The sequence below is a fragment of the Exiguobacterium acetylicum DSM 20416 genome, assembly GCF_000702605.1.
In the GTDB taxonomy this organism is placed as follows: domain Bacteria; phylum Bacillota; class Bacilli; order Exiguobacteriales; family Exiguobacteriaceae; genus Exiguobacterium_A; species Exiguobacterium_A acetylicum.
In genome coordinates, this window is the sequence record NZ_JNIR01000001.1 from 2,105,861 (window position 1) to 2,131,887 (window position 26,027).

At 49.5% G+C, this 26,027-nt stretch carries 28 protein-coding genes and 1 pseudogene; 9 read left to right on the forward strand and 20 right to left on the reverse strand.

Annotated features, from left to right (window positions below; translation table 11 throughout):
* Nucleotides 1-57: 57 nt before the first annotated feature.
* Both P401_RS0111220 and P401_RS0111225 read right to left on the reverse strand, forming a co-directional pair.
* Complete coding sequence (locus tag P401_RS0111220; RefSeq protein WP_029342517.1) at nucleotides 58-888, reverse strand: GNAT family N-acetyltransferase; 831 nt, start codon at nucleotides 886-888, stop codon at nucleotides 58-60.
* 64 nt (nucleotides 889-952) lie between these two features.
* Nucleotides 953-1,435 (reverse strand): hypothetical protein, encoded by a 483-nt coding sequence (locus P401_RS0111225; RefSeq protein WP_029342518.1) that lies wholly within the window; start codon nucleotides 1,433-1,435, stop codon nucleotides 953-955.
* A gap of 136 nt (nucleotides 1,436-1,571) precedes the next feature.
* Between P401_RS0111225 and P401_RS0111230 the strand changes: the two genes are divergently transcribed.
* Nucleotides 1,572-2,075 (forward strand): hypothetical protein, encoded by a 504-nt coding sequence (locus P401_RS0111230; protein ID WP_029342519.1) that lies wholly within the window; start codon nucleotides 1,572-1,574, stop codon nucleotides 2,073-2,075.
* A gap of 83 nt (nucleotides 2,076-2,158) precedes the next feature.
* On the opposite strand, the gene P401_RS0111235 is transcribed toward P401_RS0111230, so the two are convergent.
* Both P401_RS0111235 and P401_RS0111240 read right to left on the reverse strand, forming a co-directional pair.
* Nucleotides 2,159-3,424: a HAMP domain-containing sensor histidine kinase gene (locus tag P401_RS0111235; protein WP_029342520.1), complete on the reverse strand. Its 1,266-nt coding sequence runs from the start codon at nucleotides 3,422-3,424 to the stop codon at nucleotides 2,159-2,161.
* The gene (locus P401_RS0111240) at nucleotides 3,421-4,077 is read right to left on the reverse strand and encodes a response regulator transcription factor (protein WP_029342521.1); all 657 of its coding nucleotides are present in this window, start codon (nucleotides 4,075-4,077) and stop codon (nucleotides 3,421-3,423) included. Before P401_RS0111240 ends, P401_RS0111235 begins: the two co-directional genes overlap by 4 nt.
* A 130-nt stretch (nucleotides 4,078-4,207) precedes the next feature.
* Here P401_RS0111240 and P401_RS0111245 point away from each other — a divergent pair, with 130 nt between their 5' ends.
* The 5 genes from P401_RS0111245 to P401_RS18595 all read left to right on the forward strand — a co-directional run bounded on the left by P401_RS0111245 (nucleotide 4,208) and on the right by P401_RS18595 (nucleotide 10,454).
* Entirely contained in the window at nucleotides 4,208-5,359 is a 1,152-nt protein-coding gene (locus tag P401_RS0111245; protein ID WP_029342522.1) for a hypothetical protein, read from the forward strand.
* 198 nt (nucleotides 5,360-5,557) lie between these two features.
* Nucleotides 5,558-8,383: a sensor domain-containing protein gene (locus tag P401_RS0111250; RefSeq protein ID WP_029342523.1), complete on the forward strand. Its 2,826-nt coding sequence runs from the start codon at nucleotides 5,558-5,560 to the stop codon at nucleotides 8,381-8,383.
* A gap of 86 nt (nucleotides 8,384-8,469) precedes the next feature.
* Complete coding sequence (locus tag P401_RS0111255; protein ID WP_029342524.1) at nucleotides 8,470-9,351, forward strand: YitT family protein; 882 nt, start codon at nucleotides 8,470-8,472, stop codon at nucleotides 9,349-9,351.
* A 23-nt stretch (nucleotides 9,352-9,374) separates the two neighbouring features.
* Nucleotides 9,375-10,271, forward strand: a complete 897-nt coding sequence (locus P401_RS0111260) for an alpha/beta hydrolase (RefSeq protein ID WP_034786099.1) — start codon at nucleotides 9,375-9,377, stop codon at nucleotides 10,269-10,271.
* 15 nt (nucleotides 10,272-10,286) lie between these two features.
* A complete protein-coding gene (locus tag P401_RS18595; RefSeq protein WP_156772520.1) occupies nucleotides 10,287-10,454 on the forward strand; it encodes a hypothetical protein in 168 nt (55 codons plus the stop codon).
* 50 nt (nucleotides 10,455-10,504) lie between these two features.
* Here the strand turns inward: P401_RS18595 and P401_RS0111270 are convergent, their stop codons facing one another.
* The 14 genes from P401_RS0111270 to P401_RS0111335 all read right to left on the reverse strand — a co-directional run bounded on the left by P401_RS0111270 (nucleotide 10,505) and on the right by P401_RS0111335 (nucleotide 21,398).
* On the reverse strand, nucleotides 10,505-11,329 hold the full coding sequence (locus P401_RS0111270) for a squalene/phytoene synthase family protein (RefSeq protein ID WP_029342526.1): 825 nt from the start codon (nucleotides 11,327-11,329) through the stop codon (nucleotides 10,505-10,507).
* Between the two features lie 194 nt (nucleotides 11,330-11,523).
* Entirely contained in the window at nucleotides 11,524-11,748 is a 225-nt protein-coding gene (gene csrA / locus P401_RS0111275; RefSeq protein WP_029342527.1) for a carbon storage regulator CsrA, read from the reverse strand.
* Nucleotides 11,748-12,188, reverse strand: coding sequence for a flagellar assembly protein FliW (gene fliW, locus P401_RS0111280; protein ID WP_029342528.1), 441 nt, complete (start codon nucleotides 12,186-12,188; stop codon nucleotides 11,748-11,750). Before fliW ends, csrA begins: the two co-directional genes overlap by 1 nt.
* Before the next feature lie 4 nt (nucleotides 12,189-12,192).
* Complete coding sequence (locus P401_RS0111285; RefSeq protein ID WP_029342529.1) at nucleotides 12,193-12,771, reverse strand: DUF6470 family protein; 579 nt, start codon at nucleotides 12,769-12,771, stop codon at nucleotides 12,193-12,195.
* A 13-nt stretch (nucleotides 12,772-12,784) separates the two neighbouring features.
* Nucleotides 12,785-13,723, reverse strand: a complete 939-nt coding sequence (flgL, locus tag P401_RS0111290; protein WP_029342530.1) for a flagellar hook-associated protein FlgL — start codon at nucleotides 13,721-13,723, stop codon at nucleotides 12,785-12,787.
* A gap of 7 nt (nucleotides 13,724-13,730) precedes the next feature.
* Entirely contained in the window at nucleotides 13,731-15,257 is a 1,527-nt protein-coding gene (gene flgK, locus P401_RS0111295; protein WP_029342531.1) for a flagellar hook-associated protein FlgK, read from the reverse strand.
* A gap of 12 nt (nucleotides 15,258-15,269) precedes the next feature.
* Nucleotides 15,270-15,677, reverse strand: a complete 408-nt coding sequence (locus tag P401_RS0111300; RefSeq protein ID WP_029342532.1) for a flagellar protein FlgN — start codon at nucleotides 15,675-15,677, stop codon at nucleotides 15,270-15,272.
* Between the two features lie 104 nt (nucleotides 15,678-15,781).
* Nucleotides 15,782-16,018 carry a flagellar biosynthesis anti-sigma factor FlgM gene (locus P401_RS17760; protein ID WP_236627113.1) on the reverse strand — a complete coding sequence of 79 codons (237 nt, stop codon included), beginning with the start codon at nucleotides 16,016-16,018 and terminating at the stop codon, nucleotides 15,782-15,784.
* A 36-nt stretch (nucleotides 16,019-16,054) separates the two neighbouring features.
* Nucleotides 16,055-16,435 carry a hypothetical protein gene (locus tag P401_RS0111310; RefSeq protein ID WP_029342533.1) on the reverse strand — a complete coding sequence of 127 codons (381 nt, stop codon included), beginning with the start codon at nucleotides 16,433-16,435 and terminating at the stop codon, nucleotides 16,055-16,057.
* A gap of 42 nt (nucleotides 16,436-16,477) precedes the next feature.
* Nucleotides 16,478-16,975: a ComF family protein gene (locus tag P401_RS0111315; protein ID WP_236627114.1), complete on the reverse strand. Its 498-nt coding sequence runs from the start codon at nucleotides 16,973-16,975 to the stop codon at nucleotides 16,478-16,480.
* 140 nt (nucleotides 16,976-17,115) lie between these two features.
* The gene (locus P401_RS0111320; protein WP_051656297.1) at nucleotides 17,116-18,324 is read right to left on the reverse strand and encodes a helicase-related protein; all 1,209 of its coding nucleotides are present in this window, start codon (nucleotides 18,322-18,324) and stop codon (nucleotides 17,116-17,118) included.
* Between the two features lie 229 nt (nucleotides 18,325-18,553).
* The gene (locus P401_RS0111325) at nucleotides 18,554-19,402 is read right to left on the reverse strand and encodes a DegV family protein (protein ID WP_029342536.1); all 849 of its coding nucleotides are present in this window, start codon (nucleotides 19,400-19,402) and stop codon (nucleotides 18,554-18,556) included.
* A gap of 134 nt (nucleotides 19,403-19,536) precedes the next feature.
* On the reverse strand, nucleotides 19,537-20,229 hold the full coding sequence (locus tag P401_RS0111330) for a response regulator (protein WP_029342537.1): 693 nt from the start codon (nucleotides 20,227-20,229) through the stop codon (nucleotides 19,537-19,539).
* The gene (locus P401_RS0111335) at nucleotides 20,226-21,398 is read right to left on the reverse strand and encodes a sensor histidine kinase (protein WP_029342538.1); all 1,173 of its coding nucleotides are present in this window, start codon (nucleotides 21,396-21,398) and stop codon (nucleotides 20,226-20,228) included. Before P401_RS0111335 ends, P401_RS0111330 begins: the two co-directional genes overlap by 4 nt.
* A 99-nt stretch (nucleotides 21,399-21,497) precedes the next feature.
* Here P401_RS0111335 and P401_RS17765 point away from each other — a divergent pair.
* The 3 genes and pseudogenes from P401_RS17765 (at nucleotide 21,498) to P401_RS0111350 (ending at nucleotide 23,630) form a co-directional block, all read left to right on the forward strand.
* Nucleotides 21,498-22,138: pseudogene (locus P401_RS17765) on the forward strand (YigZ family protein).
* A 135-nt stretch (nucleotides 22,139-22,273) separates the two neighbouring features.
* The gene (locus tag P401_RS0111345; protein ID WP_231925653.1) at nucleotides 22,274-23,239 is read left to right on the forward strand and encodes an LCP family protein; all 966 of its coding nucleotides are present in this window, start codon (nucleotides 22,274-22,276) and stop codon (nucleotides 23,237-23,239) included.
* Nucleotides 23,214-23,630 carry a GNAT family N-acetyltransferase gene (locus tag P401_RS0111350; protein ID WP_029342540.1) on the forward strand — a complete coding sequence of 139 codons (417 nt, stop codon included), beginning with the start codon at nucleotides 23,214-23,216 and terminating at the stop codon, nucleotides 23,628-23,630. The genes P401_RS0111345 and P401_RS0111350 overlap by 26 nt, the downstream gene beginning before the upstream one ends.
* Before the next feature lie 56 nt (nucleotides 23,631-23,686).
* Here P401_RS0111350 and chrA read toward each other — a convergent pair whose 3' ends face one another.
* Together chrA and P401_RS0111360 are read right to left on the reverse strand one after the other, a co-directional pair.
* Nucleotides 23,687-24,838: a chromate efflux transporter gene (gene chrA, locus P401_RS0111355; protein ID WP_029342541.1), complete on the reverse strand. Its 1,152-nt coding sequence runs from the start codon at nucleotides 24,836-24,838 to the stop codon at nucleotides 23,687-23,689.
* Between the two features lie 52 nt (nucleotides 24,839-24,890).
* Nucleotides 24,891-25,994: a DUF418 domain-containing protein gene (locus P401_RS0111360; protein WP_029342542.1), complete on the reverse strand. Its 1,104-nt coding sequence runs from the start codon at nucleotides 25,992-25,994 to the stop codon at nucleotides 24,891-24,893.
* Between the last annotated feature and the right edge of the window lie 33 nt (nucleotides 25,995-26,027).

Consider the following 26,027-nt stretch of genomic DNA (forward strand, 5'->3'; position numbering starts at 1 on the left):
AGTGGAGCAACTTGAGCATCCAGCATGCACTGGAATTTCCGTCAATCGCTCATTATTTTAAACCGCCAACACGTGGAACTGATAGCCACGATGGACGACGAATCCTGCTTCTTTGTAAAGATCAAGCGCCCGGTCGTTATCCGTTTCGACGTCAAGCTCGAGCTGTGTCCGTCCTGTCCGGAATAACGCTTGAACCATCAGCTTCAGCATCTTTTTCCCGTAGCCATTACCTTGGGCTTCTGGACGAACCGCGAACGCGTGAATGCTCGCTTGTGTATCAGAAGCGAGATAAGCACGAATAACACCGACCGGTTTGCCGCCGGCGGCACCGATGAACGTGATCCGGTCGTCAGATTCAATCGCTTGATAGATCGATTCCGCTTCTTCGTCCGTGTTCCCGAACGATTTGCCGAGCGTTTCGACGATGAACGGACGGTCGTCCGCTGTCGCTTCCCGTAGTTCGAAATCGGGATCTGCTTTTAAGAACAACTGCGCCTTCTTCAAGATCATGTTGTACTCCGTCATCCGGTACTCAGCCCCTAGCCGTCCAAGAACAGCTTGACCTGATTCACTGGCGTCATCAATGACGAACGTGAAGGCTTCGGCGCCCGCTTCTGTCGCCCGCGCACGTGCTGCTTCAACGAGTGCTGTGAAGATGCCTTGTTTTCGGTAATCGGGATCAACGAAGACGTTTAATTCCCATTCCGTCGGTAAATACGCGAATGCTTGCAAGTATCCAATTAATTGCTCACCATCATAGATAGCAAAATCGTTCTCGCCAATCCAATCGGCTGCGACTTTTAATTCAATGCCATCATGATCGTTGACACATTTTTCAAGTTGTAATACATCTGTTGTCTGTTTGACGTCTGTGACGTTCCATTCCATAATTCACTCACCTCATTTTTAACTATACCGAACGAATAAAAGAAGCACTAGCAAAAGCTAGTGCTCATTGCAGTTTAAATGTCTTCATCATCTGCGGAACGTCCTTGACGATCAAGTTTTCGATCGCTTTCTTGCCGACAGCACCTTTGACAGCTTCTGTCGGTAAGACGTAGTAGTACGTTTTACTACCTTTCGTTCCGAGATATGTACCATATCCGATTTCACGGTCGAATTGTTTTTTTGAGAGCTTCTTCGGCTCGTAGTTCAAGTTGACGAGTAGTTGGTCCGTTCCCTTGACTTTATAGTACATTGCGAACGTCCCACTGCGCGTCACGACACCATATTTTGATTTAACGGTCTTGTTCTTGACGAGCTCGACCTTGTCTTGCTGGATTGCCTTCTTCAACGCGTCTGTCGTCTTGACTGTGTAGCCGAACGTTTTATTCGCGACGACCCCTTTACTGTATGTCACGTTACTTGCTGCAAAGCCCGTCACTGGAGTCAGACATGCTCCGAGTAAGACTCCTGTCATTGCGATTCGTTTCATGCTGACTCCCCCTAAAATGATTGATAGTTATGGATTCCCTTTTGCGAAATAGGTAAACTCTATTCTCGAAAAAGATTTGACGGAATTGTCTAAATTTCTTACGATAAGGATAACGAAACGAAATGGGGTTAAAGCGATGACTGAACAAGAACAATTAACGCAAGAACAGCTCGATAACTTGCTCAAAAATGCGTTTGCAATGCAGGTTCCGATCCTCGAGAAGTTCATGAAGGATACACACGATCGCTATGCACTAGCAACAACGTCATTCAAGCGTGACATGGAAGCGATGAAAGAGACGGAATGGCATCAGTTCTTCGCTAGTAAACTGTTACCGCACTTCTTCCTCGAGCACCTCGGATTTGGTGCATCGTTCCGCTTCAACGGACACGATAAGGAAGTCGATCTTCCTGAAAACGTCGTCCCGGTCCGTAATGATGCCGATGAGCAAATCGAAAAAGTCGTCCTCGGGGTCAAAAAGGCGATGCAAGATGAGCACATCAAGAATCATGATCTCGTCGCGAACTTCTATAAAGAAACACTCGAACTCGCTTGCCAGATGGGCAGCCGTGTCGGGATGAGCGATGAGTTTTATACTCTCGTCAAACCAAGTCTCGTTCATGCGAACGACGGTCAATAATCGTTACATTAATTCAAGAGAGGTCAGTTCCGGAATGGTTTCCGAAAACTGACCTCTCTTTTTGTATGCCTGATAGAATCCGTTTAAAACCGAACGTAGAAGACTGCTCCCCCACCACTTCGGTCTCGAACACCATAGTCGAATTGATGACTATCAAGAATCATCCGACTGATCGCAAGACCGAGTCCATGTCCGGCACTGCCTTCTTGTTTAACGTAGACGTCCCAGATCGTCGCCCGGTCTTCTGCTCGGACACCCGTTCCTTCATCCTCGACCGTCAATTCTTCATTTGTTAAACAAACGGTGACCGTCCCGCCGACGGGCGAAGCAAAACGGGCGTTCATTAGGAAGTTGATTAGGACACGTTCGAACATCCGTGGATCAAGTGACTGTTTTACCGGTTGTAGCTCCGTCGCCAGCGTCAGTCCTGCTTGCGTGAACGTCCCGCGCAGGCGTTCGACTGTCGCAAGCACAAGTTCATCGAGTGACACATCCGTTTTTTCAAGCGGCATTCGTCCACCGGCAAGCTTCGAATAAAGCAACGTCTCATCAATCAGATGACCGAGTCGATCCGTCTCCTCGATAATGCTCGTCGTCACGTCAGGCAGTTCAGCAACGGGAATGACACCTGCTGCGAGCGCCTCGGTCTCGTTTCGAATGATCGCGAGCGGCGTCCGCAAGTCATGGGTGATGCCGGCAATGAACGTTTTTTGTAGATGATCCTTTTGTTTCAGTTGCGTCTGCATCTCGTCGACCGCGTCAATCAACTCCCCGACTTCATCCTTCGGTCGTGCCGGCAAGACAACGTCCGTCTCGCCAGCACCAATCTTTTGGGCAACGGAACGGAGCGTGACGATCGGTCGTGTCAGGTGCCGTCCCATATAGTAAGCAAGCAATGATGCGAGCAATAGGGTCACGAGTAACGCAAGTCCGATCGCGAGATAAACACCGCTCAGCGCACTACTTGCCAGTGGTGCTTGTCGAACCGTCGTGATGCGTGTTCTATCAACGGTCAACTGATACGTCAGCAATCGTTCGTCTTGCACTTCAATGACATCTTCCTTCTTGAGATTATCGAGAAGTGGCAACCGTCCCGCCGGTCCACGTACCCCGATCCGTTGCGTCAACCCGTCGGTCGTCAAAAATCCTTGAATATCACGCGGTATCGGCGTGTCAGCTTCAATCGCTTGTTTGATGATGTTCGCTTCCCGGGCGAGTTGATCGTACCGTTCGCCTTCTGCGAACCGATTGACGAGGAACGCTGTCAAGACGAAACTAAGAACCCCCATCACGAGCAGCGGACCGACGACAGCGTATAAAAACTTCCGCATCAAAGGACGTCGTTTCATTCAATCGCCTCCAATCGATAGCCGACCCGGTGGACCGTCTTCAATTGTTGTTTAATGACGGGTAACTTATCCCGCAATTGTTTAACGTGTGTATCAACGGTCCGGGTATCGCCTCCGAATGCGTATCCCCAGACGTCATCAAGAATCTGATCCCGACTGAGTGCCTCCCCGAGGTGTTCAATAAAATAGAGTAACAGTTCGAACTCCATCTTTGCGAGACTGATCACCCGCTCACCTGTTTTGACTTGGCGTCCCTTCTCATCGATCGTCAAGTCACCGAACGCATGGCGAGCGATCGGACGGACTTTTAATGCCCGTTCAAGCCGGATCGTCAACTCCTTCAGAACGACCGGTTTGACGAGATAGTCATCGGCACCGAGTTCAAGTCCGAAGACGCGATCATCGGCCTCGCCGCGCGACGTCATCATGAAGACGACCGGTGGCTGAACTTGTGATTTAATACTTGGAACGAGCGACCAACCGTCCCCGTCCGGTAAGCGGACGTCGATCAAAACGGCATCAAATGCTCTCGTCAGGCACTGTTTCGCCTCTGCTAACGAACCAGCAATCGTTACGTCATATGCATGGTGCCGGAGGAAGCGTGCCGTCACCTGCGCTAACTTTTGTTCATCTTCAATCAATAGTACGTTCATGGTCATCCCTCCACTCTTAGTGTAGCGCCTTTTTGCCTTCATTTGCCTTTCTTCGCAGTTTCTTTGCAACTTCCTCACAACTTCTCTTTCGTGACCCTCTACCATAAAAGGTGAAAGGAGTGATCATCCCATGACATTCAAAAAACAATGGATCACTGCATTGACAATTAGCGCACTAACAGTCGGAGGCGCATCAGCATACGCTGCGACGAACGACGACTCGAGCACGACAAAACAAGCGAAACACGGGCACCACTTCGAAGGTATGAAAAAACATGATATGACGTTACTCTTGAAAAAATTGAACCTGACACAAGCTGAGGCAGATGCTGCCCGGGAGAAAGGGCAATCAATCGCCGATCTCGCAAAAGCAAAAGGAATCTCGTTCGCGAATTACAAGAAGGCAGAACTCGCAGCAGCGAAGGAACAACTCGCAAGTCTCGTCAAATCAGGCGACTTAACACAATCACAAGCAGACGACATGTTGAAGCGTCAAACGGAACGGTTCAGTGGCGTCAAGAGCTACGCTGAACTCAAAGACAAGATGCCGATGGGTCGCCACGGTGGATCAGGTTTCTTCAATGAATCATTGATCGCCGACGTCTTGAAGGCACTCGGACTGAGCCAGTCGAAGTTCGACGCAGCGAATCAATCGCTTGCTGCTTATGCGAAGGCACAGTCGATCAAGTTCGCCGACTATAAAAAGGCATTGCTTGCGGCACAGACAAGTGAACTCAACCAACTCGTCAAAGATGGAAAGATGACGAAAAAACAAGCAACGGAAATCAAGTCTCGTCTGACTGAGGAATATAAGGACGCGAAGAGCTACGACGATCTTCCGGATCGCGGTGATCACAGTAAGCGTGGTGACCATGGACCAGGTGGTGTCTTCGGTGACTCGACATCCGCAATCTTAAAAGAACTTGGACTCGATGAAGCGAAATTCGAAGCTGCAAAGCAATCCTTGCCTGAATTCGCGGAAGCGAACAAGATCGCTTACGCCGATTTCGAGAAAGCCGTCCTGACAGCACAAACTGCTGCGATTGATCAACAAGTCAAAGATGGCAAGCTGACAGACAAACAAGCGAAACAGATCAAAGAACACATCCAGTCTCGCGCGGATGAAGCCTCAAGCTACGCTGATCTCAAGAAAGGACCTGCACGTGATGGTCATGGTCGCGGACACGGACATGGTCCGGACGGTGACATGCCGGGCGCACCGGATCAAGGAACGGATGCGGACCCAAATGCCAGTGACACGTCCATCGATTTAGCGATTTAAAATTTCGACCGAAGCTCCTGCATGAGAGCTTCGGCTTTTTTGTGTTCGATTTAGGACAGATGTCTTTTGATCGTGATTTTCATATACTGGTTCACTTTTTTGAAAAATAAGTCTATTTCTTGAACGAAGGTTGCAATTTCCATTTCCTACACCCGATACTAGTAAAGAGAACGCTAGTATTGTAAGGAGGTGACGTGGATGGCTTTTCATGAAGCGATGAATCGGATTCGTCAATCCGACACAGCCCCACTCTATATCGGTGGACTTGAAGTGTCCCGTCCGGAAACGGCGGAAGCCTTCTTTCAGCAACAGACAGATGCAATCTTTTTATTCGATGCCTCTGGAACGATCATCTATTTCAATGAACAGTTACCAGACATGCTCGGTTATTCCGCTGAGACGCTCTATGAGCATTTCGCAGTGTTCAATCCGCCAGATCAAATCGAAGCGGTGACTGCCTTTTTCACACGTGCCTTAAGTGGCGAGACCGTTCATTATACGGCACAAGGACTCCACGCTGATCAACACCGGGTCACATTGAAGATCACGAACATGCCAGTCGAACAAGATGGACAAGTCATCGGTGTCTATGGTGTCGCGCGTGATATCACACGTGAGACACAACTCGAAGAAGATGTCACGTCGATTCGCTCTCAACTCGAACTGACGGAACAGATTCCGGAACTCATCGTCTTCCATTTTGATGTTCAAAAGCAGACGATCGAATTCTCCCCTGCCTTACTGCATTTTTTAGGCCTTTCAGAAGTCGATGCGACGACACTCGATCAAGCACAACTGTTCAGTCGGATTCATCCACGTGACTTCGATCCGCTTCAGTTCGAGATGGAACGTTTGATTGCGGGTGAAAAGGAACGCTTTGAAATGGAAGTCTCCCTGCTGACGGCTGACGATACCTATCAGCTGTTACGCTTGAAAGCCTTTCACCGTCCGCACCATCCAAATCATCTGTCGGTCGTCCTGTATGATTTATCGGAAGTCGACGAGGCACGACGTCAACTCGTCACGGAACGGGCGCAGGCGCGTGAAATCTACGAAGCCGTCAATGCCGCGATCTCGCAAATTGACTTAATTTCGGGGCGAATTCTCTTTCACTCACAAGGGTTCCTGCACATCTTCGAAGAGTTACCGCAGGACTTAATCCTTAGTCACGAATGGTTATTCGAACGATTAGACGTTCGCGATCATGCGGCGATGAAACAGTTCATCGGACGGTTAGTCGACGGTCAGGCGGGAACGATTCAGTACCGTCTTCACTTTCCAGATGGTCGTATCAAATGGATCGAGGACCAACAGATCCCGGTCTTCCAACTGGACGGCACGATTGCCTATACGAATAGCATCATGCATGACATCACGCTTCAAAAAGTGTACGAGGAACAATTACGGAAGCTTGCTTTACGTGACGCCGTGACGCGCCTGCCAAACCGGCAAGCGCTCATCGAGACAATCGACGCGTGGCAAGAAAAGAATCAATCGTTCTTCGTTCTCACCGTCTCCTTCAACCGAATCGCTGAGATCAACAACGCCTTTGGACACGGTTCCGGTGACCAATGGTTACAAGGAACGGCAGCTTTATTACAACAAACGAAACCGGACGAGACGTTTCTCGGGCACCTTGGCGGCGATGAGTACGCCTTGCTCGTACCGACGAGCTATAAACAAGACGTGACGACATGTGCGCAGTCATTGCTCGACTTATCGGAAACACCGATCTCAATTGAACCGTATGCCTTGTTTGCGCGGATCTCGGTCGGGGTCAGCCGGTATCCGGAAGACAGTACGGACGCCGTCGAATTATTGAAGCATTCCTATACCGCCTTACGTCGCTCACGTCGTGAAAACCACAGCACGATGCACCACTACGCATCGAATCTTGATATCGATTACTATCGTCGTTATCGCCTTGAGCAGGACTTGCATTATGCGATTGAACGTAATCAGCTGTTCCTTGAATATCAGCCGAAGGTCGATAGCTGGACCGGAAAAATCGTCGGTCTCGAGGCGTTAATTCGCTGGCAACACCCGGAATGGGGACGGATTCCACCGAACGACTTCATTCCGCTTGCCGAAGAGAGTGCCTTACATGTCGCAATCGGCGACTGGGTCGTCGAGACAGCGTGTCGTTCGATGCAGCACTGGAAGACGACAGGGGCAGAGCTCGTTCCGATTTCCGTCAACGTCTCACCAAAACGATTCTTGATTCCTGGTTTTGAACATCATATCGAGCGGATGCTGTCGACGTATCAGCTCGCACCTGAATTACTCGAACTCGAAATCACGGAAGCCGCCTTGATCATGGATGACCCGATGACGAGTCGGACGCTCGAATACGTCAGTCGGATCGGCGTTCGAATCGCACTTGACGACTTCGGGAAAGGCTATTCTTCGATGGTCTACCTGCAACGGTATCCGATCAACGTCATCAAGATTGATCGACAGTTCGCGACCCACATTACGGATGACGCCAAAGCCCAAGCGATTGTCAAAAGCATTCTCTACATGGCAGGTGAGTTCAATCTAACGGTCGTCGCAGAAGGCATCGAGACGCTCCGTCAGCTCGATACGTTCCGGACGCTCAATTGTCCGAGTATCCAAGGTTACCTGTTTAGTCACCCAGTGTCAGCGGACGTCATGGAATCGTTCCTCCTGCGCGAGATCTTGTATCCGATCGAAGCCTGTTCCTTATCGAGCGATACGGTTCCTCGCTTCTCTGTCTCAGGAAAAGTTCGCATGTTGACACATCACACCCAGTCGTTTGAACTACCCTTCTCCGATATCGAAGCCCATCGGACGAGCACGCGTGCGATCTACTTTTCGACGAAGACGTCGTTGCCGTTGTCAGATGCGACGTTTGAGATTCGATTGAGTGAAGGATTACAACTCGTCACTTGTACAGTGACGATCAACGGACAGGAAGATGAACAATATATCGGCGAATACACGAATCCGACAGAAGCGGAACAGATCATGCGCTTCTTCCAGTCGTTACGCTATCGCCCTTGACCTCTCCACGAAGACGTTCACACACGTCTTCGTGCTTTTTTGTTATAGTAATCGTAAAGCGTTTTACTTCAGAAGGGAGGAATGGCATGCAGTCACCACTACCTACGAAACATCATCGCCGTTCTACGAAAGGTCAGCTTTTTCGACGATTCCTGATGCTGACGATCGGTGCCATCATCTTCGCGCTTGGACTGAAAGGATTCCTTGTTCCAAATAACATCATCGATGGCGGGATTGTCGGAATCTCGATCATCGGCTCAAAAGTGACCGATACGACGCTCGCCTTATGGCTGTTCTTCTTGAACATTCCATTCATCTTTTTTGGCTACAAACAAATCGGAAAGACGTTCGCCCTATCGACGTTATACGCAATCTTCGTCATGGCGATCGCAACGAAACTCCTCGAACACATCGGTCCGCTGACGAGCGTGGATTTGCTCGCGACCGTCTTCGGTGGCTTGATTCTTGGAATCGGCGTTGGAATCGTCATCCGTTCGAGCGGTTCACTCGACGGAACCGAGATTCTCGCTGTCTCCTTCAGCCGCTCGACACCGTTTTCAGTCGGTGAGATCGTGATGTTCTTCAACGTCTTCATCCTCGGCGCCGCTGGATTCGTCTTCGGTTGGGACCGGGCGATGTACTCGTTGATCACCTATTTCGTTGCCTTCAAGACGATTGATGTCGTCATCGATGGACTCGATCAGTCGAAGAGTGTCTGGATCATTTCGGAGAATTATGAAGAGATTGGTCTTGCAATCATGGACCGACTTGGTCGAAGCATGACGTACTTAAACGGAGAAGGTGCCTTCACCGGCGACGGCAAAAAAGTCATCTTTTGCGTCATCAGTCGCCTCGAGGAATCGAAACTCAAAGACATCGTCCGCGACTTCGATGAGCAAGCCTTCATTGCGATCGGCAACATCCATGATGTCCACGGCGGTCGCTTCAAGAAAAAAGATATCCATTAACCGAACGAAAGGAAGGAACACGGGTGTGGAAAAAACATCGTAAGAAAATCATCGGCGGGGTGATTGTCATCGTGACGCTTGCCGTCATCGTCGTCATCGGGATTTCCGCTTATGTCGGCTCATCGTTGACGCAACCGGAGCGCGAAGCATTGACGACGACACCGAAAAAAGCGGAAGGACTCGACTATGAGGACGTCACCTTCCGCTCCTATAAAGACCGGACACGTTTGTCTGGCTGGTGGATGCCTAGCGAGGACGCAAAACTGACGGTCGTCTTCGCCCATGGTTACGGCAAGAACCGGGAGCAAGAAGATGTTCCAGTCTTCCCGTTATTCAAGAAGTTCCACGACGCTGGCTATAATGTCTTGACGTTTGATTTCCGGGGATCCGGTGAATCGGACGGAAAACGCGTCACGGTCGGTGCAAAGGAACAAGATGATTTGCTGACGGCCGTTCGCTACGCGAAGTCACGGTCTTCAAAACCAGTCGTCCTCTACGGGATCTCGATGGGTGCTGCAACATCACTCGTGACCGCTCCAAAGGCGGACGTCGTCGGTGTCATCGCCGACAGCCCGTTTAGCGATCTCGAGAACTATCTCGCAACGAACCTGCCTGTCTGGAGCGGATTACCGAACTTCCCGTTCACCCCGATCATTCTGGAGATCACGCCACCTCTGACGGGTCTCAATCCAGAACGGGTGAAACCGATTGAAGCGGTTCGACGGATTGAGTATCCAATCCTGTTGATCCACGGGAAGGACGACGATGCGATTCCAGTCACGGAAAGCATGAAGATTCAAAAGGCGGCGCCGCGCTCCGAGCTCTACGTGACGGAAAACGGTGGACACGTCCAGTCGTATGCGCACGACCGAAAAGCGTATGAAGAGAAAGTCATGACGTACTTGTCAGATCTGCATTGATGAAAGGAGATTGACATGCAACAGTTATCGTTGTTCCTGACCTTTTTCGTCGCACTGACAGTCATGACGATCGGACTGCTCGTCTCCCGCCGTGCCGGCTATCGTTTACCGTACGGACGAACGATCGCCTTGATTTGGACGGGTTCCGCCCTGATCGGACTGACCCTTTACTTATTACGTTAAACGAACAGCCGCCCGCTTCCTTGACGGAAACGAGCGGCTGTTGTTTGTGCTTATCGTTTTAGTACGGCAGCGCCGACGATCTTCAAGACTTCCGGACGACTGAGTTTTTCTTTCCCTTTTGCAAGGGCATCCAGCGTTCCATGTGCGAGTGCAAGTGGAATGTGACAGAATTCATAAATCGTCGTCTCCTTCGGAATGGACGCAAGGTAGGCATCGGCTTCTGCGAGATTCTCACGCGCATAAGCAAACATCGTATCCGTCGTCCAACCAGGCGGGAAGTAACCGACACCACGCTCCGCATCCTCCTGTTGGTTACGCAGGATGTTGACGGCTTGTAAACCACGACCAAATCCGATCGCTTGCTGTTTATCAGTGACGATACCAGCCTTCCAGTACCAAATGTCGGATAACATGACACCGACGAGTCCAGCGACATAATACGTATACTCGTCAAGATCCGCTTCCGTCTCGACCGTCCAGTCACGCTCTGCCCAGACCGCCATCCCTTCTGCCATCTCCGCCGTCGAATCGAGGACCTTCGGACGAATCGCGGCCGGACAATAGGCGATCCACTCCGGTAGACGGAGTGTTACTTCCGGTAGATGCGCCGTGTAAGGCGCAATCAACTCGAGATAGGTCGTAGCGGAGAACGTGCCCCGCATCAATAACGCCGTCTCGCGAAGTAACATCGTCTTGACGTCCGTCGCCAAGTCCTCATGGTCTTCAATCTCATCGATGGCACGCATGCATAGATAAGCAGCACCGACCGCTTCCTGTAAGTCTTGCGATAGTCGACTAATCGGGATATAGAAGGTGCGACTCGTCGCTTTTAATACACGGTTCGCGTCTTTTTTCAGCTGCTTCGTCTCATTCATTCCTGACAACTCCCTCTTTGGCTCAAAAGGTTTCTTTTCTCTTCATTACTATACACGATTCAACGCGTTTCAGCATTTGTTTCATGATAAGAAAGACTCCCTTTGCAGCACATTCGGGCAAAGGGAGTCTTTTCGTCCTCGTTTGAAGCGCATCGTTCATCAAAAAGATACGTTCCGATGACATTCAAATGGAATCATTTTTCCTGTTGTTTCAAGAGTTGTCCGATCAATCCAGTACTACGAGACGCTTCCGTGTTCTCTTCTTGAATCGACAAGTAGACTTCCTTACGATGGATGTCGACTTGCCGTGGTGCCTTGATACCAATCTTGATTTGGTCACCTTCGATCGCAAGAATCGTCAGTTCGATGTCGTCACCGATTTGAATCGCTTCTCCCGTCTTTCGTTTCAGTACGAGCATCAGCGACCACCTACTTCCGTCAGACTACCGATCAGATGACGATTCGTGTATGTATCGTCTAGGATGATTTGTTTTGCGAGTCGTTGTTTCGTTTCCATGACGAAAGGTGCTCGTAAGTTCGTCGTCGACGTCGTGAATGGATCGCGTAATGTGACCGTCGTATAGACGGCGACTTGCGCCGTATCCTCGATTCCGAGTTGCTCTTTTGCTGCTTCCGGCAACTCGAAGACGTATTCTGGATCAATCCAGAACGGGTTCGTCACGACGAAGGCACACTCCGGCTGATCAATCGATTGAAACGACCAGAACGGAACGCCTTCTCCGAACGGGAGCAAGATGAAGCGTTTTGCTTCCGGAAAACCTGGTAATTCGGACGCGAAGGTGATGATTTCCGTCTCGTCAATCGTAATGGTTCCAAAAAAATCCGTTTCGATCTGCATGTCGTTATCCTTCCCCATCGAATATGCCACCAACCGGCCACATATTCAGTTGATTTTGTTCTTGTAGATAAATGTCGACCTGACCTTCTTTCACAGTCAGTTCCGGTCGATGCGTTTCGACATCGATTTTCGGACGATTCGCGGTATAACTTAATCGTACCTCAGCCGGTGTATAGGTCGTCTTGACTCGATCGAGGCTCCGCGGAATGAATCCGAGAGTCGCCACTTCAGCAGGTGGTGTATCATTGGCTTTCGCAATCCGCGCGACAGTTCCACCGCCCTGCTCGATCCGCATCAGTTGATCGCCTTCAGAGGCTCGTTTCGCGACAGCTTCCTGCCCTTTTTGTCGTCCATAAGTAGCATACTGCCGAACGGATTCGAGCGCAGGAACGCGCCCCATCTCGATCCAGGCTTGCGTCGAATCGATCTCAAGGCGTGCCGCGACGGTTTCAATCGATAGTTCCCCACGTGGTTGTTCGATCGACAGGGAGGCAGGTGTCTGCTTCTGCTCGATTTGCGGACGCGTGATGTTCATCCCGATTCGTGCCGCCGTCTGACGTATTTCAAGATGCGGAAGATTCATCTGCCTTCACCCCTTATCGTAGGAAATCGAGTAATGTCGGCTGAATGATTCGTGCCCCGGCGCTGAGTGCTGCGCGGTGTAACGTCTCGTATGACTTCAGCTCCATGATGACTTTTTCTGCCTCGATGTCTTCGTTATCCGACATGACCGTCTTCGCGATGATTTCTTGGTCCTCGAGCCGTGATGTGTTCAAATCCATCCGGTTGACCCGTGCTCCGAGATCTGCACGTGTCTCGACCGTTCCATTGACCATCTCATCGATATCTTTCAACATCCCGGATAAGGTAGCCCCGTTGTTATCAGCGTTCGTACCGAGTGCATCATATACTTTTTTCAACGTTTGGAACGTTTCCGGTCCAAAGACGCTGAGTGGTGAAATGTTAACTTGGACTTCGATACCAGAAGAAACTTCATAATTGATGGATTCCGTCTCCTTACCTGTCGGATCCCCATCCGTGAAGACACCGTCAACAGGACCAGTTGTACTCGCTAAGTAATCACGCAATCCGTCCATCGAGACGAATGCCGTATCCGTCTTCGTTCCGTTGAAGATGCCTTTTTCATTGTATTTCGTATTCGCGAGCGTTCCGATGTGTTCAATCAATTGACCGACTTCGCTTTGGATCGCTTTACGTTGTGTTGCATCATACGTATCCGTCGCCGCTTGTGTCGTCAACTCACGAATCCGACTCATCGCTGATGTGACTTCGTTAAGGGCAGAATCCGTCAAGTCCATCCAGCCCGTTGCTTCGCTGGCATTTTTCTTGAACTGTTCGACTTCTCGTACTTCCGTCCGGTAACGCACGCCTTGCATCGCAACGACTGGATCCTCAGACGGACGTTGAATCTTCTTCCCACTGATCAATTGTTCCTGAAGCGTGCTCAAGCGCTGATAGCTTGAGGATAAGTGCCCGATATTCGTTTTCGTCAACATCGTTTGTGTTACTCTCATCTATTCATCACCGTCCTACGAGTCCCATACCGTTGATGATTTTATCAAGCATCTCATCGACGGTCGTAATATTTCGTGCTGCTGCATTATAAGCGTGTTGATACTGAATCATCATCGTCATCTCTTCATCGATCGAGACGGCAGACATCGACATGCGGCGCTGATCCGCACTTTCCATCAAGACAGCAGCACTCTTACCAAGGCGTCCGACCTGATCGGTCGAGACCGCCATATCGCCGATGACGTTTTGATAGAACGAGCCGATCGTCGTCGTCGTTTTCGACTCCGTGAATTCGATGCTCGCTGTCTTCATCTTCGCCAGTTTCAATGCCCCTTGACTATCCCCGATGTTACCGTCCGTCGACGTCGCGATGTTATCAAGACTCGCCTTGATGTCCGAACCGACGGAGATCGTTGCTGCCGTGATGTCACCGCTTGTTGATGCGAAGAAGGCGTTTGATCCCGCTGTACCATCTTTCTTCAAGTTCGTCGCATGCGCAGCGTTAAAGGCATTCGCGAATGTCTTTGCCATCTCATTGAGTTGACTTTCCATCTTGACGTATTCCCCGACGGCTTTTCCGTCTCGCTCTTGCCCGTACATCTCAATTAGTCCTGATAAACGTCCTGTTGAGAAGCCGCCGAGCTGATCAAACGTATAGGTTTGTGTCTCAGACTTAAAGCCGGTGTAAAGTCCCTGTTCGTTCGTCGTGAACGTCAGTGTGCCCGCTTTCGGTAAATCGGAGTCGACAGCAAGCAGCTTGTCCCCGTTCGGAAACTTGATGTTGACGTCGATGCGCCCTTCCGCATTGCGCAACGCATTCCCCATCTGTCCTGTTTCGATCGCCTGAGCATCTACTGTCACTTTTTCGAAATCGACATATTGAGCAAGCTCATCAAAGTAACGATCTCGTTCATCGTAGAGTGCGTTTGGTAAAGCACCAAGTGGTTCGACAACGTGGATTTCCGTATTGATGTTATGGATTTTTTGTAAGAGGTCGTTGACTTTTTTCGTCGAGACCTCGATTTCACTTTTTAAGTCTGTTTTGACTTGATTGATCGCTTTTGCCATGTAATTGAAGGTCTGCGTAAGAGTCTCCGCCTTTTGTCGGACGACACTGCGTGCACCTGAATCTTGCGGATTCGTCGACAAGGTCTGGAGTGATTCCCAGAATCCATCGAATGCTTTTGCAAGACCGGTGTCAGACGGTTCATTGATGATATCTTCCATCCGCCCGAATGCCGCTTGTTTCGTACCGTAATAAGAGACCTTCGTCACTTCATCCCGGTACTGCTTATCGAGCATGACGTCTCGAATTCGCTCGAGCATTTCTCCGCGGACCCCAGTTCCGACTTGTCCATTTCGTCCAGATCCAAGTGAAATCGAAAGTTGTTCCGTCGTTCCCATGACGAGACGCTGGCGAGAGAATCCTTCCGTTCCGGCGTTCGCAATATTATTTCCAGTCGATTGCAGAGCCCACTGGTTCGTCGTTAATGCCCGACGTCCTGTCTCAAGCCCCATGAAAGTCGATCCCATCCGTATTCCTCCTTACGCGTTTCGATTGAAGTGTGTCTGGTTCAGTGCGGACTGTCCGTATGTGAAGTCGTCCGCTTCTGGAATCAAGAGTTGGAGATGCCAATCCAAATAATACAGGGATTGCTCCAGCAACTCCGCGTTTAGTGTGTTGAGCTGCCGCAGTTGACCGATCGTCTGCAACAACGTTCGGAGTGAGTCGACATCTTCCGGATGCGTCGCGATCCATTCCGTCATCGTCACGCTCCCCATCAGTGCGAGCCGCTCTTGTTCTAGTGCTTCGATCCGTTTGATATGTACGGGTTCTTCTTTAACGATTTCAGACAAACGACGCATGTCATTTGCAATCAAGACTTGCTTCTTTTCTTCTGCGAGCGCAAGTAAATGAGCATGCGCTTCGTTAAGCTGATTGATGAGTTGCATTCGGTTTCTCCTTCCGAATTGAAAAGGTTCCATTCATATAAAAAACGACCCGCGCATCCGTGCCCCGAGTCGCCTCCATTGTCTACGATGTCCAACTTACAGGTTCAAGAAACGTTCCGCGATTTTTTCGCATCCGGTTTATAGGTTCCATCCTGGATCGCCTGTTTGAGGGATTCAATCTTTTCAGTCCGTGATGACTGTGTCTCGTTGAAACGCGCACGCGCTTCTGTAGAGATACTGACTTCGTCCGGACGATTCGTATGGTTTTTTGTTCCTTCTACTGATTGAGTTCTTTCGTACGTTTTGGGCATGTTCACCCATTTCGTAGAATCAATTCGCATGTGAACACCTGCTTTCTAGACTACAAGATTCTTAGTTCAAGTCCGATACGTCCTTGGTTTCGAAGAGTCAGAAGAGTCAAGCATCGCCTGGGCGAGGTCACGTCGTAAACGATCACGACATGCGGCACAAATCGTGCCTTCACGGGAGGGCTTCCCGCAACTCTCACACATGATTTCCATCTGGGAAATCTCGGAGATCAATAAGCGCCCTTCCTTGATGTAACGGAAGACGGTATCTCGACTAACACCCGTTCCGATCTCGACATCTTTAGGTGAAGTCCGGATTTTTCGTCGTTCTCGCAGAAATTCGCGTACCTTCTCAAAATCCGTATGATCCTTTCGTATGCAATCAATACACAGTTCTGAAGATTGACGCACGACTAACTTCCCGCAAGATTTACAATTGATGACATCCATTTCCTTCACCTCACATAGAGTATCGGCAGGAATGTTACTTTCTTAAACACTTCGAAATAAAGTTACAGCAGAAATTTCTTTCACTCCCGCTTCCTTGAGTCGAAACATCGCTTGGCGAAGCGTCGTACCTGTCGTATAGACATCATCGATAAGTACAATGTTCTTCCCCTTGACGTCACTCGTTACGCAAAACGGGTTGCTACGCGCAAGTCGCGCTTGTCGTCCCGCCTTACTTTGTTCTGGACCATCGAGACGACTTAAACACGGAACAATCTTTCCGCGCATCCGACGTGCGATCAGCTCTGCTTGATTGAAACGGCGGTCCGAGAGACGCTCGATGCTTAGCGGTATCGGCACAAGAACTGCTTGTTTGATTTTTACCTTCTTCAAGTCATCGGTAAACATCTCAAGCAACGCAGTATCACCGAGAAACTTGAAGCGATGCATGAAATCCTTCGCTGCATCATTGTATAAATAAAGAGGTGCTGTTTGAAGCGTCAGTCCTTGTCTTCGCCATTCTGCGCAGTCTGCACAGCACACTGGACCCGGCTTTCCACAATCGACGCATTCCCCTCTTTTTACAAACTTTATTTTACAGGTCGGACAGGTCACTTGCCTAGTCCAGAGATTTCCAAGTTCCCAACTAGGTAGATAGACCTCTTGACAGAATAGACATCGGTTCATGGTTGCACGGCGTTCGCTTTCTTGATCTCATGGATCGCTTCGTACATCGCATCACTCCGGTCATTGGCGCAAAATAAAATGTCACCATCCGGATATGCCGACGATCGTCCGACTCGTCCGCTGATTTGAATCAGGGCTGCCGTACTGAATCCTTGATCAGCATCCAGAATCGCGACTTGAACGTTTTCAATCGTCACACCCCGCTCAAGAATCGTCGTCGTCAGTAAGATTCCTGTCGATTGTCGAAAACGCTGGACCTTCTCGACTCGTTCCGAATCTGCGGCATGGACGGTCTCGACGTCATAGCCCGCTGTCGCGAATCGGTTTTGCCATCGCTCGAGCTCTGCGATCCGTGAAACAAAGACGAGCCGTGGTACAGCGTTATGACGCGCCAACCAATCGAACACGAGCTGTTCGCTATACGGTACGACGAGCTTTGGGACCGGTAACGGATAGCCATGATAACGTCGCATCAGCCGAACCGTGGGAAACCGTCGATGCCAAAACGAAGGCGTTGCACTTAATAAAATCAGCGCGGCATCTTTCGTCATCGCGCGCTTGACGTATTGATGTAACGTCCGGTCGAGCCGGTACGGAAACGCATCGACCTCATCCAAAAAGACGACGTCGAAACAATTCCGGTAATGAATCAATTGATGTGTCGTACTGACCGTGATGTCACCCAGTTCAAGACGGTCCGATGAACCACCATACAAGGAGACGATGGAAGCGTCAGCGAATGCCCGCTTCAAATGTCCCGTCAATTCCCGGACGACGTCTGCCCGTGGTGCTGCGACAAGCACACGGCGTCCGCTAGCGAGAGCGTCTGCGATTCCCGGGAAAAGCATCGGTGTCTTCCCGGCACCACACACAGCATGAACGAGAAGCCGTTTTTCAGTTAGAACCGTTCGTTGGATCACTTGAGCAATGCGTAGTTGCGCCGGCGTCAACGTCAACGGTCCATGTTGGGCTGGTGTCACCGGATCAAGCGCCCGCCGATCCGTCACGAGTCGTCCGCAGCTTCGCAGTTTGCCGTAAGCGAGACATTTCCGACAATAATAACAGGCTTTACCACAAGTACAATCCCCTCGCACTGGAAGCGCGCCACACCGCTGGCAACGCCATGTCACAGCTGGTCTGAATCGGTGTGTCGCTTGTGGTGCGTCGAGCCATTCAACAGGTACGAGTCGTCCTCGAAGATCCATCGTCATCTCTCCTTTTCTGTTTCGTCTCTTTCTCGCGGGCGTTCGGCATCTCCTTGTGAGCGTTCCACTACTCAACTCGAGCTTTTGACTCGCAGAATTCGAGATAACGTCATTCTTCAAGCTCTAAAAAGTCGTTTCCCTAGGATCATTCATGAATTTCGAGGATTTTGACAAAACAAAAGCAGCAGGTATCCTCATGGAGAGAATTCCTACTGCTTCCGTTCCTATCTTATTCTGCTGCGTGATACCATGTGACACCGATTGCCCCTGGTCCGAGGTGTGTACCGATGACGGGTCCAAAAACACTCATCTCGATGCGTGCCTTCGGGAAAAGTGCCTTCAGTTCAGCAATCTCCGCTTCTGCTTTCGCAGAATCCTCGGCATGGATGACACCGATGACATAACCTGCTCCGTCACCATTAATATCTTCCTTCATCATTTCCTCAATCCGATTGACTGCCCGCTTAAACGTTCGAATCTTTTCAAACGGAACGATTTTTCCATCAACGAAATGAAGGACCGGCTTGATTTTCAGGAACGAGCCGACGAATGCCTGCGCGACACTCAAACGTCCTCCGCGCTGGAGGTGTTCGAGATCGTCGACGACGAAATACGCACGAATCTGTTCCTTTAATGTCTCAAGACGCTGGACGATCGTCTCTGCCGTCGCTCCTGCATCTCGCAAACGAACGGCTTCTTGGACGAGAAACGCTTGCGGCATACAGGAAATACGTGAATCGACTGGATGGACGTTGACATGATCCACCATCATGTTGATCGTATGTAACGCTTGGTACGTTCCGCTGATCCCACTTGATAGTGTGATACCGATGATATCTGTTCCTTCTGGCAACTGCTCGAACGACGACACGAGATCACCGATGTTCGGTTGTGAGGTCGTCGGGAGACTGCCCGTCTGGATGCGTTCATAAAATTCCGCTACCGAGATATCAAACCCTTCCCGGTAGGCGTCACCGTCGAAGATGACACTAAGTGGTGCGACGTGCACTTGATGTTCTTCACAATAGGTAGTTGGCAGATAGGCTGTGCTATCCGTTAAGATCACAATCTGGCTCATCCGTGAATTTCCTCGCTTTTATAGTTCCGTCGTGACGCTGCCAAATGTGACACGCCACAATCGCTTTTAAGTGTAGCATTTTTTACTGGATAAAAAAAGAAAGACGGAAGCGAGAGCTCCTGTCTTTCGAGATATTAAACGACGACCCATCCACGACGGATGGATTCGACGACAGCACCGGTCCGGTCCGGCACATTCATCTTCCGGAGGATCGATGAAACGTGGTTCTTGACCGTCTTTTCACTGATGTATAACGTATCACTGATCGCACGGTTCGAGAAGCCGTCCGCTAACAATTGCAAGACTTCACATTCGCGACGCGTCAAGACGTGGAGTGGTGCTTCCGCGACTCGTTTTTCAACAGGTTGTGACGCCATCGTTTGTTTCATCTTCATCAAACGACGATATTCCTGCAATAAGTTCGGTGTGACTTTCGGGTGGACGTATCCGCCTTCGCGGTACACGGAACGAATCGCATTGACGAGTTCATCCGTTGCCATTTCCTTTAAGAGGTAACCGACTGCACCGGCACCAAGGGCGTGCATGACATACGTCTCATCATCATGAATCGATAAGATGATGACACGCACATCCGGATAGACTTCCATCAGACGTTTTGTTGCTTCAACACCGTTGACTTGCGGCATGTTGATATCCATTAAGACGATATCCGGTTGATGGGTTTCGACGAGCGAGATGACTTCCGCTCCGCTTTCCCCTTCCGCTACGACGACGAACTCTTCTTCGAAATCAAGAATTCGTTTAACGCCTTCGCGGAATAACTGATGATCGTCGACGATGACTACTTTCACTTGCTCGTTGTTCACAGTGTTTCCCCTCTCGCTTCGGATTCCTCGATTGGAATCTTGACCTTGATGACCGTACCTTTTCCGGGCTGCGTCTCGATATCGAATTCACCATCGATCAATTCGATCCGTTCACGCATACCAACGAGTCCGAATGACTCGTCGCATGATGCGACGATGGAATCGAAATCAAATCCAACGCCATTATCCTTCACGTGGATTCGTACGGAATGTTGATATTGTTCTATGATAATACGAATGTCACTCGCTTTGGAATGCTTTACTGCATTTTGGACGGCTTCTTGAACGATTCGGAAGACGGCAACTTCATACGTCGAATCGATCCGTTCACCACCTCCCAGATAATTGAAGTGAACCGGAATATTCGAAATTTCTTGAATATGACGAAGATAGCGTTCAAGCGTCGGAACAAATCCGAGATCGTCAAGCGTCATCGGACGTAAATCGTATATGATGCGACGGATATCGGCAAGTCCATCCCGAATCAACGTCCGCAAACGGTGAATCTCTTCAAAAGCTGCCTCTGCCCCATTGTGCTGGTGAATCTTTTCAATCAAATCCGCCCGGATCAAGACGTGGGCGAGCGTCTGCGCCGGACCATCATGCATGTCGCGCGATAGCCGGCGCCTTTCATTTTCGGCGGACTGGAAGACTTTTAAGCCCATCTCTTGTTTTTGCATCGCCTTTTCATATTTTTCATTCATCATCTGCATATCGTCCGTCAAGAAGTTCAAGACGACCGAGACGCGTCCAATCAATTGATCTGCTCGTTCAATCGTCTCATCGAGCTGAATCAGTCGGCGTTCGAGCTCATCGCGACGCTTTCGGCAATTCATCTCGTCTCGTTGATTGATGAACGATTCGAGTTGCAACGCGTTCGCTGTCTCATAGGCCGACCGGACATCCTGTTCCGAGTAGCTGTCGAAGTTCTTACTGACGACGACGAGTCGCGCCTTCGCATCCTTGATATGGCGTTCGAGTCGTTCTGCTTCTTTTATATAGTCGTGCACCCGAATCTTCAGGTCACGCAGTTCTTGCTGAATTTCGGCATATTGTTCGCGAGAACTTTCCGTGATCCGGACGATTTCTTCCCGACTCTCTTCTACGACGCCGATGATGTTCTGTACGATATCATTCAAGGATAGCCGCTCCCTCATCTCATTCGTCATGGTACTCCCTCCATTCCTTGCCAGTCGTCTACGGTTGTCTCTCTCTTGGAACGTCGTTATGCTAGAAAGAACTAGTTAACGAGGAGGACATTTTTGATTATGACATTATCTAATTATTATACAGTAAAAGAAAACGGTTTCCACGAAATCATTATCCAAAAGTCACGATTCATCACTTATTTAGCTCGCGCAACGACGGAAGAACAAGCCCAGGCGTTCATTTCCGAGTTGAAAAAAAACATCACGATGCGAACCATAACTGCTCCGCCTATGTCATCGGTGAGCGTAATGAGATCCAAAAAGCGAATGATGACGGTGAACCGAGCGGAACGGCCGGTGTTCCGATGCTTGAAGTATTGAAGAAGCGTGACTTACGCGATACGGTCGTCGTCGTGACACGGTATTTCGGCGGCATCAAGTTAGGCGGTGGTGGACTGATTCGAGCATATGGTTCGAGTGTCTCTGAAGCATTGAACGCAGTCGGTGTCGTCGAGCGGATCGAACATACCGTCATTTCTGTCAACGTCGACTACACATGGCTTGGAAAGCTCGAGAACGAATTACGGGCGAGTGTCCATCCGATTGATCAGATTCATTACCTCGATCAAGTCCAGATCGACGTCCTCGTCAAGACAGCCGATGTCCCTGATTTTCTCGATTGGATGACGAACATGACGAACGGTCAAGCTGATTTGTCAAGCGGCTCTACCCGCTACCTCGAACGTGACATTATTTCCTGACCTGCTATACTGATTGTAAAGAAATTTAAAGTTTTTTTAAAATTCAGTTAATGTTAGGAGTTAATAAAAGTGGAAGAGCGAACCCGAAGTAATAAAAAAAAGATAAAGAAAAAACGTTCGTGGTTTAAAGTGTTCGTGATCAGTTTTCTTGTCGTGCTTGTGGGTGGAGGTGCAACCTTCGCTTACGTTGCATATAAAACGTTCCAGACCGCAAACGACTCAAACGTTGATTTAGCGCGCGGTGACAAGTCCGAGAAACGAGAAGCAGCCATTGATTTGACGAAAGATCACTTTTCCGTTCTGCTCGTCGGAACGGATGAACGACCTGGTGACACCTCATCGCGTGCTGATACGATGATCGTCGCGACATTCAACAAGGACGATCAAACTGTGGATATGGTCAGCATTCCCCGCGATTCACTCGTCGAGATTCCTTCTGTCGGTTACGAGGATAAAATCAATCACTCTTATGCCTTTGGTGGCATCGATTCAACGATTGAAACGGTCGAGACATTGCTCGATATTCCAATCGATTATTATGCATCGATCAACTTCAATGGTGTCGTCGCGATCGTCGACGCATTAGGCGGCATCGATGTCGACGTCAAGTTACCGATCGATACACTCGACTCGTCCGATAAGCGCAATGGCGTTAAATTGGAACCGGGACAACAAACGTTGAACGGCGAAGAAGCACTCGCTTATGCTCGAATGCGTTATCAAGATCCTGAAGGAGATATCGGACGGACAAAACGTCAACAACAGATTGTCGAAGCCATCGTTGATCAGTCGACATCGTTCGGTTCAATCACCAAACTAAATACGCTGATGGATGCGACCGGGGATAACTTCCGGACGAACATGTCGTTGACGGAAGCGTTCCAACTGCAACCGTTCATCAAAAAAATCGGTTCCATCAACCGGATTGATTTAAAAGGTACCGATGCGAAAATCAATGGCGCTTATTATTACCAGCTCGATCCAACATCACTGGCTGACGCGAAGACGACATTGAAGGAACAACTTAATTTGCCAATCGATGAGACGACAGACAGCATCACGTCGGAGGCTGTAGATGATTCGTTCACTCCAAGCAACTGATCATGCGTCACTACTGGAAGTACAACGTCGCGCTTATCAGATAGAAGCCGCATTACTCAATGCGACTGATTTCCCGCCATTACGCGAAACGATCGATGAGATCGACGTTGAAGAGCCAATCGGTTTCGTTTACGTCATTGATGACGACATTGTTGGTGCTGTCACGATTGCTGATGGAACGATCACGCGACTCGTCGTGGATCCGTCATACTTCCGTCAAGGAATCGCACAATCTTTGCTACGACACGTGTTCGAACACAGTCTCGCCAAACACGTCATGACCGGTGCACGTAATCTGCCAGCGCTTTCTCTTTACAATCGTTTCGGCTTTTCAGAAGTCCGGCGCGAGTGGCGTAGTGGAATCGAACTTGTCTTTTTGATGCGAACCTGACGTTTAGGAACAACAAAGAAGCAGTAGACACCGGGTCTACTGCTTCTTTGTGTCGTTTAGAAGAAAAGGAATCCGAGAGCGGCTCCGATTAACACGATTCGTAACGGCGACTGTTTATAAAAACGAAGTAAACAGAACAAACCGAAGGCAATCAAGAAATCAAGACCACTCTTGATGCTTGATGTAAAGATCGGATCGTAGAGAGCAGCAAGTAGGATACCGACGACAGCGGCATTGACACCAATCAATATTCGTCCGACCGATTGATTCTTTCGAATACGATCCCAGTACGGTAAAACACCGATGACGAGTAGGAATCCTGGTAGGAAAATGGCAAGCGTCGCAAGAATCCCTCCAGAAATACCAGAGACGACCGTACCGAGATACGTCGCAAACGTGAAGAGTGGACCCGGTACCGCTTGTGCTGCGGCATAACCGGCAAGGAACGTATCCGTGTTCATCAATCCAGGTACAAGTGTTTGCTCAAGGAATGGCAAGACGACATGTCCACCACCAAAGACGAGGGCACCTGCACTGTACATGATACTCGTCAGCTGGACGGTTCCCGTCGCAGATTGCGCGAGAAATGGTGTGACGGCGAGTAAGACGAAGAATAAGACGAGTGCCGTGATACTAAGTAGGCGTGGTACGCGAATTGACAGGGATCCACCCGTCTCCGTCTCTTCTTTGAACCAGAAGAACGCAAAAAGACCTGCGAACAACAAGACACCGACTTGCGCCAGTGGATGTGCGATCAACAGTACCCCTGCTAGCGCTAGTAGCATCAACGTCATCCGTTTGACGCCTGTCGCAAGTTTCATTCCCATGCCAAGGACGGCGTCAGCAACGATCGCGACAGCGACAAGTTTCAAGCCATGAATGAATCCGGCTTCCGCGACATCGAATTGTGTCGCAAGAATCGCGAATAGAATCAAAGCGATACTCGACGGTAACGTGAAGCCGACGAAGGAAATAATTGCCCCTGCTACTCCTCCACGGATCAAACCAATTCCCATTCCGACCTGACTCGAAGCGGGACCCGGGAGGAATTGACAGAGCGCAACTAAGTCAGCATACGCTTTCTCATCAATCCATTTTTTCCGTTTGACATATTCTTCATAAAAATACCCAAGATGGGCGACCGGACCTCCGAACGACGTTAGTCCGAGCTTGAACGATACAAGAAAGATTTCGATTAGACGATTCATGCTTCACCTCCATCCTTCATTCTAAACAAAAAATGTTAAGTTCCTGTGAACTTCAACGTTTTTTCTTACCATAAGTCCCTTTTCGCCACAATTTCTCCATGGGACCTTGTGGATGAGACTGGAGATATCTGTTTGATGTAACCCCTTGTGAGATCAAAAGCAGGAAAACGAGTAACAGTCCTTGCCATAACGGTATCGTTCCATGTTGTCCACTGAAGAAGACAAATACGGTAAAGACGAGTGTATGCATCAAATAATTCGTCAATGCCATCCGCCCCAGTCCAGCAAACCATTGCATACGTCCAGCACGAACGAGTAACGCTACGGCACAAGCATAGGTGATCGCAAGCGTGCGCCCTGAGAGCCAAACGTAAAATAGATTGATTGATCCGTCCGGTACGTCAGCATGCGCTTGTATGATTCCAGCGAATGATGGAAGTGTCAGTAATAAGCTAATGCCAAGCGTCCACCACAGGAAACGATTCGTCGGGGGCGTTGCACTGAAGCGTTCCATCAAATAGGCTCCGATCAAGAACAGTGATAGAATTTCTGGCCAAATGACACCGGAATTCATGAGGGCTTCCGGCAATTGAACTGTCGCATGATGCGCTAAAAATCCGAGGAGATCGCGCGATGCGACGAACGACTGAAGTGTCTTATCCAGCTCGACGACGGGAGCGTCGCCGAGTTGACGAGCCCCAAAGAAAATAAGTAGATAGAGCAAAATGGCATAGATTTGAAATGCTATCGCAAACAAGAGCTTCGTGATTGGCTTTGTTTTAGCGAACAATAACAAAATGAAGCCCGTCAACGCATACGTATGTAAGATATCGCCCTGCCAGACAAGCAGGTGCAAAAGACCAATGATGAGCAGAATTCCGAGCCGCCTTGCGAAGATCGTCATCGGTAGACCACGTTGTCGTAACCGGTTGATGAACAGGTAAAAACCGGCTCCAAATAGAACACTAAACAGGGTATAGAATTTCGTCTGGATGAAGAGATCGAAAATGAGACGAATCGATTGATCCATCTCCCCCATCATCGCATTCGGTCGATCACCGAGAAAACTCGGCATGTTGACGAATAAAATCCCGCATAGTGCAAAACCACGTAACACATCCAAATAGACGATGCGTTGATTCAATGATTGATTCATTCCAACACTCCCTTTCTGAAAAAAGACCGCTCA

Bases quoted from the DNA above. Each gene is read 5' to 3' on its own strand.
- P401_RS0111325 (WP_029342536.1), bottom strand. From the start codon at position 19,402: ATGAGCCAGATTGTGATCTTAACGGATAGCACAGCCTATCTGCCAACT.
- P401_RS0111230 (WP_029342519.1), top strand. From the start codon at position 1,572: ATGACTGAACAAGAACAATTAACGCAAGAACAGCTCGATAACTTGCTC.
- P401_RS0111285 (WP_029342529.1), bottom strand. From the start codon at position 12,771: ATGAATCTTCCGCATCTTGAAATACGTCAGACGGCGGCACGAATCGGG.
- P401_RS0111320 (WP_051656297.1), bottom strand. From the start codon at position 18,324: ATGGATCTTCGAGGACGACTCGTACCTGTTGAATGGCTCGACGCACCA.
- P401_RS0111255 (WP_029342524.1), top strand. From the start codon at position 8,470: ATGCAGTCACCACTACCTACGAAACATCATCGCCGTTCTACGAAAGGT.
- P401_RS0111225 (WP_029342518.1), bottom strand. From the start codon at position 1,435: ATGAAACGAATCGCAATGACAGGAGTCTTACTCGGAGCATGTCTGACT.
- P401_RS0111310 (WP_029342533.1), bottom strand. From the start codon at position 16,435: ATGGATGTCATCAATTGTAAATCTTGCGGGAAGTTAGTCGTGCGTCAA.
- P401_RS0111245 (WP_029342522.1), top strand. From the start codon at position 4,208: ATGACATTCAAAAAACAATGGATCACTGCATTGACAATTAGCGCACTA.
- P401_RS0111300 (WP_029342532.1), bottom strand. From the start codon at position 15,677: ATGCAACTCATCAATCAGCTTAACGAAGCGCATGCTCATTTACTTGCG.
- flgL (WP_029342530.1), bottom strand. From the start codon at position 13,723: ATGAGAGTAACACAAACGATGTTGACGAAAACGAATATCGGGCACTTA.
- P401_RS0111270 (WP_029342526.1), bottom strand. From the start codon at position 11,329: ATGAATGAGACGAAGCAGCTGAAAAAAGACGCGAACCGTGTATTAAAA.
- csrA (WP_029342527.1), bottom strand. From the start codon at position 11,748: ATGCTCGTACTGAAACGAAAGACGGGAGAAGCGATTCAAATCGGTGAC.
- P401_RS17760 (WP_236627113.1), bottom strand. From the start codon at position 16,018: ATGCGAATTGATTCTACGAAATGGGTGAACATGCCCAAAACGTACGAA.
- flgK (WP_029342531.1), bottom strand. From the start codon at position 15,257: ATGGGATCGACTTTCATGGGGCTTGAGACAGGACGTCGGGCATTAACG.
- P401_RS0111335 (WP_029342538.1), bottom strand. From the start codon at position 21,398: ATGACGAATGAGATGAGGGAGCGGCTATCCTTGAATGATATCGTACAG.
- chrA (WP_029342541.1), bottom strand. From the start codon at position 24,838: ATGAATCGTCTAATCGAAATCTTTCTTGTATCGTTCAAGCTCGGACTA.
- P401_RS0111235 (WP_029342520.1), bottom strand. From the start codon at position 3,424: ATGAAACGACGTCCTTTGATGCGGAAGTTTTTATACGCTGTCGTCGGT.
- P401_RS18595 (WP_156772520.1), top strand. From the start codon at position 10,287: ATGCAACAGTTATCGTTGTTCCTGACCTTTTTCGTCGCACTGACAGTC.
- fliW (WP_029342528.1), bottom strand. From the start codon at position 12,188: ATGCAGATCGAAACGGATTTTTTTGGAACCATTACGATTGACGAGACG.
- P401_RS0111350 (WP_029342540.1), top strand. From the start codon at position 23,214: ATGATTCGTTCACTCCAAGCAACTGATCATGCGTCACTACTGGAAGTA.
- P401_RS0111220 (WP_029342517.1), bottom strand. From the start codon at position 888: ATGGAATGGAACGTCACAGACGTCAAACAGACAACAGATGTATTACAA.
- P401_RS0111360 (WP_029342542.1), bottom strand. From the start codon at position 25,994: ATGAATCAATCATTGAATCAACGCATCGTCTATTTGGATGTGTTACGT.
- P401_RS0111250 (WP_029342523.1), top strand. From the start codon at position 5,558: ATGGCTTTTCATGAAGCGATGAATCGGATTCGTCAATCCGACACAGCC.
- P401_RS0111240 (WP_029342521.1), bottom strand. From the start codon at position 4,077: ATGAACGTACTATTGATTGAAGATGAACAAAAGTTAGCGCAGGTGACG.